The 5,358-nt window shown below is 67.0% G+C and carries 7 protein-coding genes; 2 read left to right on the top strand and 5 right to left on the bottom strand.

The genetic code is table 11. The features are described 5' to 3' along the window. The coding region (tgt, locus tag RMO25_RS02670) for a tRNA guanosine(34) transglycosylase Tgt (protein WP_309661063.1) at nucleotides 1-935 on the bottom strand (935 nt) is incomplete at its 3' end. A gap of 52 nt (nucleotides 936-987) precedes the next feature. Here tgt and RMO25_RS02665 point away from each other — a divergent pair. After that, nucleotides 988-1,743 carry a TSUP family transporter gene (locus tag RMO25_RS02665; RefSeq protein WP_309661062.1) on the top strand — a complete coding sequence of 252 codons (756 nt, stop codon included), beginning with the start codon at nucleotides 988-990 and terminating at the stop codon, nucleotides 1,741-1,743. Here the strand turns inward: RMO25_RS02665 and RMO25_RS02660 are convergent, their stop codons facing one another. Then, nucleotides 1,744-2,151, bottom strand: a complete 408-nt coding sequence (locus RMO25_RS02660; RefSeq protein ID WP_309661061.1) for a hypothetical protein — start codon at nucleotides 2,149-2,151, stop codon at nucleotides 1,744-1,746. Nucleotides 2,152-2,279: 128 nt separating this feature from the next. Between RMO25_RS02660 and RMO25_RS02655 the strand changes: the two genes are divergently transcribed. Continuing rightward, the gene (locus RMO25_RS02655) at nucleotides 2,280-3,278 is read left to right on the top strand and encodes a sulfotransferase (RefSeq protein WP_309661060.1); all 999 of its coding nucleotides are present in this window, start codon (nucleotides 2,280-2,282) and stop codon (nucleotides 3,276-3,278) included. Here the strand turns inward: RMO25_RS02655 and queA are convergent. The 3 genes from queA to coaD form a co-directional block, all read right to left on the bottom strand. Continuing rightward, the gene (queA, locus tag RMO25_RS02650) at nucleotides 3,275-4,306 is read right to left on the bottom strand and encodes a tRNA preQ1(34) S-adenosylmethionine ribosyltransferase-isomerase QueA (protein WP_309661059.1); all 1,032 of its coding nucleotides are present in this window, start codon (nucleotides 4,304-4,306) and stop codon (nucleotides 3,275-3,277) included. The genes RMO25_RS02655 and queA overlap by 4 nt on opposite strands. Then, complete coding sequence (locus RMO25_RS02645) at nucleotides 4,306-4,962, bottom strand: peptidylprolyl isomerase (protein ID WP_309661058.1); 657 nt, start codon at nucleotides 4,960-4,962, stop codon at nucleotides 4,306-4,308. The genes queA and RMO25_RS02645 overlap by 1 nt, the downstream gene beginning before the upstream one ends. Nucleotides 4,963-5,024: 62 nt before the next feature. Beyond that, nucleotides 5,025-5,358, bottom strand: a 334-nt coding sequence (gene coaD / locus RMO25_RS02640) for a pantetheine-phosphate adenylyltransferase (protein WP_309661057.1), incomplete at its 5' end; no start/stop codon positions are given.

Below are 5,358 nucleotides of genomic sequence, written 5' to 3'. Positions count from 1 at the left end.
GTCGGGCACGGGCAATCCTCCTCGATTGGCCCCTGGTCTTCGGCGAAGCGAGCGTTGCGCAGGTTGATCGGACCGTCGGCGGTGAACGCCTGGCCGGTCCGCCCCGAGCGCGTCGGCAGCACGCAATCGAACATGTCGATGCCGCGCCGCACCGCCTCGACAATGTCGTCCGGCTTGCCGACCCCCATCACGTAGCGCGGCTTGCCTTTGGGCAGCATGGCGACCGCGAAATCGAGTACGCCGCACATCGCCTCATGCCCTTCGCCAACCGCCAACCCGCCGACCGCATAGCCGTCGAAGCCGATCTCGAGCAGCACCTCGGACGATCGCTTTCGGAGCGGCTCAACCATCGACCCCTGCTGGATCCCGAACAGCGCCGCGCCGGCGGCATGGACATGGCCAGCGTCGAATGCGTCGCGCGATCGCCTGGCCCAGCGCATCGACCGCTCCATCGACGCCTCGGCCATCGCCTCGGTGGCTGGAAACGGCGTGCATTCGTCGAACGCCATGACGATGTCGGCGCCCAATAGCCGCTGCACTTCAATCGAGCGCTCCGGCGTCAGCATGTGCGACGAGCCGTCGAGGTGGCTCTTGAACCGCACGCCTTCCTCGCTCTTCTTCGTCAGCTCGCCCAGGCTCATCACCTGGTAGCCGCCGCTGTCGGTCAGGATCGGCCGATCCCAGTTCATGAACTTGTGAAGTCCGCCGAGCCGCGCCACCCGCTCCGCGCCAGGGCGAAGCATCAGATGATAGGTGTTGCCGAGCAGAATGTCGGCGCCCGACCCGCGCACGTCCTCGGGCTTCATTGCCTTGACCGTCGCCGCGGTGCCGATCGGCATGAACGCCGGCGTACGAATCTCCCCGCGCTGCATCGCGATGGCGCCGGTGCGCGCGGCGCCGTCGGTCGCGGCGATGGAGAAGGTGAAGCGGGACATGCTGGGCACGCTCCCTAGCGGCTGTCGCGCCGCCTCGCTACAGCCTCGACCCATGATCGAGCCATGGGTCTATGCAGCCCTCACCGCCACCGCCGTGCTTACCGGATTCGTCGACGCCATCGCTGGCGGCGGCGGACTAATCATGATGCCGGCCCTGCTGTTCGCCGGCGTGCCGCCGCTCAATGCGCTGGCGACCAACAAGCTGCAGTCGATGTTCGGCACCGCCACCGCCTGCTGGAACTATGCGCGCAAGGGACTGGTCGACTGGCGGACCTATCGGGTGACGCTGGTCTTCATCTTCCTTGGCGCTGCCGCCGGTGTCGCCGCGGTCCAGCTGATCAAGGCGGATTCGCTGCGGCTGGTCATCCCGCTGTTGCTGATGGGTGTGGCGCTATACGTCATCGTCTCGCCGCGCATGACCGACGAAGACGCGCATGAGCGCATCAGGGTCGGCGCCTATCATCCGCTCGGCGCCGCGCTTGGCTTCTACGACGGGTTTTTCGGGCCGGGGGTCGGCAGCTTCTATACCACTACGCTGGTCGCGCTTCGCGGGGCCGGGCTGACCCGCGCGACGGCGCTGACCAAGCTGTTCAACCTCACCAGCAACCTTGCCAGCGTGCTGGTGTTCGCGCTGTCCGGCAAAATGTTCTGGCTGCTTGGGCTGACGATGGCGGCGGGGTCGATCACCGGCGGCTGGCTCGGCAGCCACACCGCCATGCGGTTCGGCGCGCGGGTCATCCGCCCGCTGCTGGTGATTCTCTCGCTCGGCCTCACGACGCGGCTGCTATGGAGTTATTTCGCCGGCTGATCAGAGGCAGCGGTAAAGCATGGGCTGGGCGCCTCGGCGAAGGGTCATTGGCCCGATCAGGGCTCCATCCGCAACGCGGACAGTCAAGGTCATTGAATCGCCCGACACCTGTCCGGAATAGGTCGCGGGCCTGCGCGGAGGAACATAGTCGACCCGCACCGGTCCACCCTGGCCCGGCGTGTGAAATCCTTGGGCGACGAAGCGGCCGGCGCGATCCGGCTGGACCGGCCCAAGGATTTCGCCGCTCGCGCAATCATAATCGAGCCGTCCGCCGGTGGCATCGAGCGCCAGCCCGACATGGGTTCCTCCCCAAGTGCCCCCAAGCGGCATTCCCGGGGTCCAGCCAAGCGGCATCGCCTGGCAACCGGTCGCCGCGAGCATCGCAATCAGGGCATAAGCACGCTTCACGACAATAGAACGCTGGTGCCGGGCAAAATGTCCCGCTCTTGACCCGCCCAGGCACCGCCTGCTCTTTTCCCGCGGCATCTCATCGCCTAGTGCCTCACCTCTCGGCATATCAGGAAAGACACCCGCGCTTGCAACTGTCCGCCCTGCCCAATTTCATCTTCATCGTTGGCGCGCCGCGGTGCGGGACGACGACACTGGCGGGCTGGCTGAAACAGCATCCACGCATCTGCTTCCCGTTCGTCAAGGAACCGCACAGCTTCGTCCAGCACGACCTGCGCGCGCTCGACGCCGAGGCGCTGCAGCGCTTTATCGAGCGCGAATATCTCGACCGCTTCTATGCCGACTGCGGCGACGGGCGGGACACGGGCGTCGATGGCTCGGTCAGCTATCTCTACGTGCCCGACATGCTGCTGCCCGCGCTCAAGCTTTGGCCCAACGCCAAATTCGTCATCGCCGTCCGGGACCCGATGACCATGCTCCCGTCGCTCCACGCCCGGCTGCGCTATACCGGAGACGAGACGATCGAGCGGTTCGCGGACGCCTGGGCGGCGATCCCCGAGCGCGCCGCCGGCCGCCGCATCCCCAGCTCCTGCCTCGAGCCGCGCTGGCTGCGCTATGACGAGGCGGGACGGTTCGGCACCTACGTCGAGCAATTCGTCGAGGCGTTCGGAAGCGACCGCTGCTTCGTGTCGCTGTTCGACGACCTCGTTGCCGACCCGGCGAGCCACTATCGCCGCTTTGTCGCTTTCCTCGGGCTTGAGCCGTTCGCCGGCACCGACTTCTCCCCCAAGCGCGAAAGCATGGGGTTTCGTCACGGCTGGCTGCAGCGCCTGCTTAAGCGCCCGCCGGTGTTCGCCCGCGATTACCTCGCCGGGAAGCAATTCCGCCAGCGCGCCCGGCGGCTCAACGGATCTGCGACCTCGGACGACGCGGTCACGGAAAAGATCTTCTCGGTCCGCAAGAAGCTGCTGCGCTGGAACCGAGTGCCGCTGGTGCGCTCCCCGATGCCCATCGCGCTGCAACGCGACATTCACGACCGGCTCAAGGGAGAAATCGCCAAGCTTGGCGCCTTCCTCGGCCGCGACCTATCGCACTGGCTCGACGTGAAAGAGGGCCGGCTCGGCTAGCGCGCGGGCAACAGCAGCGACGCGTCGCCGTAGCTGTAGAAGCGATATCCTTCGCCGATCGCATGGGCGTAGGCCGCCTTCATAGTCTCCAGCCCCATCAGCGCCGAGACCAGCATGAACAGCGTCGAGCGCGGCAAGTGGTAATTGGTCATCAGCCCGTCGACCGCGCGGAAGCGATAGCCGGGAGTGATAAAAATTGCGGTATCGCCTTCGAAGGCGTGGATTCGGCTCTCCTCGTCAGTGGCGCTCTCGACCAGGCGGAGCGAGGTCGTGCCGACGGCGATCAGCCGGCCGCCGGCAGCGCGGGCGGCGTTGAGCCGGCCGGCGGCGGCGGCATCGATGCGGCCCCACTCGGCGTGCATCCGGTGCTCCGCCGTGTCCTCTACCTTGACCGGCAGAAACGTGCCCGCCCCGACGTGGAGAGTGAGAGTCTCGCGCAGCACGCCGCGCGCGTCTAGCGCCGCGATCAGCCGGTCGGTGAAATGCAGCGCGGCGGTCGGCGCGGCGACCGCCCCGGCCTCGCGCGCGAACATCGTCTGATAGTCCTCGACGTCCTCGGCGTCTGCCGGGCGCTTCGAAACGATGTAGGGCGGCAGCGGCATCCGGCCCGCGCGTCCGAGCAGCAGTTCGACCGGTTCCTCGCCGTGAAAGACGAGCAGGACAGCGCCCGCATCGTCACGCTCGGCCGCGGTCGCCCGCACGCCATCGCCGAAATCGATCACGTCGCCCATGCGGACGCGCCTGGCGTTGCGGACGAACGCCCACCAGCTGCGTGGACCCTCGCGCTTGTGGAGGGTGGCGCCGATGCTGGCTTCGCCGCGGCGACCCTCGAGCTGGGCCGGGATCACCCGCGTGTCGTTGAACAGCAGGACATCGCCGGGGCGCAGGATCTGCGGCAGGTCGCGCACCGCGCGGTCGGTGATCCGCTTGCCATCGATGATGAGCAGCCGGGCGGAGTCGCGGGGGCGCGCGGGCCGAAGCGCTATGCGGTCGTTGGGGAGATCGAAATCAAACCGGTCGACCCGCATCAGCCTGCCGGGGGCGCCTCGACCGCTATGGCCGGAGCGGCTGACGGTGCGGGAAGCTCGGCGGCGGCGGGCGGCGCAGCGGGGAGCGGCCCGCCAATGCTGGCGCGGACGATCCGGGTCGGGTTGGCGGGCGGCTCGCCTTGCTCGATCATATCCGCCGACGCCATGCCTTCGAGCACCCGGCCGAACGCGCTGTAACGATGATCGAGCGCGAAATTCGGCGACAGCATGATGAAGAACTGGCTGTTGGCGCTGTCGTCGGCCTCGGAACGGGCCATCGACACCACCCCGCGAACATGCGGCAGATCGTTGAACTCGGCCTTGAGGTTGGGCAGCTTGGACCCGCCCTGTCCGGTGCCGAGCGGATCGCCGCCCTGAGCCATGAAGCCGGCGATGACCCGGTGGAACAACAGGCCGTCGTAGAAATGCTGGCTGGTCAGCTGCTGGATCCGATAAACCGTTCGCGGCGCGACGTCGGGACGCAACAAGACGACAACCTTTCCGCCGTTCGACAATTCCAGGGTCCACCGATTGGCGGGATCGGCCGCGATTTCGGCCGGGGCGACAACCGACACGATCGGCGTGACCGGCACGGGCTTCGCCGCGGCGATCAAGCCAAGCGCCAGAAAAGGTAGCACGAACAAGGCTTTACTCATCGATACACTCCCACCCCTGGACGGTCCGATGCCGTATCGCACGCCTGCTGCTGTTTCCAGCCTTATTTGATTCCCGGCCGGCTTTGGCCGAGATGGCGGGCAACGTCGGCCGCGACTGCCGGGGTGACGAAGCGCTCGATATTCCCGCCATAGCGGGCGATTTCCTTGACCAGCTTCGACGCGATCGGCTGAAGCGACACGTCGGCCATCAGGAAGACGGTCTCGATCCGGTCGTTCAATTGCTGGTTCATGCCCGCCATCTGATACTCATATTCGAAGTCGGCGACCGCCCGCAGCCCGCGCAGGATCAGACTGGCCCCCTCGCGTTCGGCGAAGTCCATCAGCAGCAAGTCGAAGTCGACGACGCTGACGGTTGGCAGGTCGGCTACTTCGCGG

It is taken from the genome of Sphingomonas sp. (assembly GCF_031361285.1).
Taxonomy (GTDB): Bacteria; Pseudomonadota; Alphaproteobacteria; order Sphingomonadales; family Sphingomonadaceae; genus Sphingomicrobium.
The sequence above is the reverse complement of the archived record's forward strand: the minus strand, read 5'-3'. Positions and strand labels throughout refer to the sequence as shown.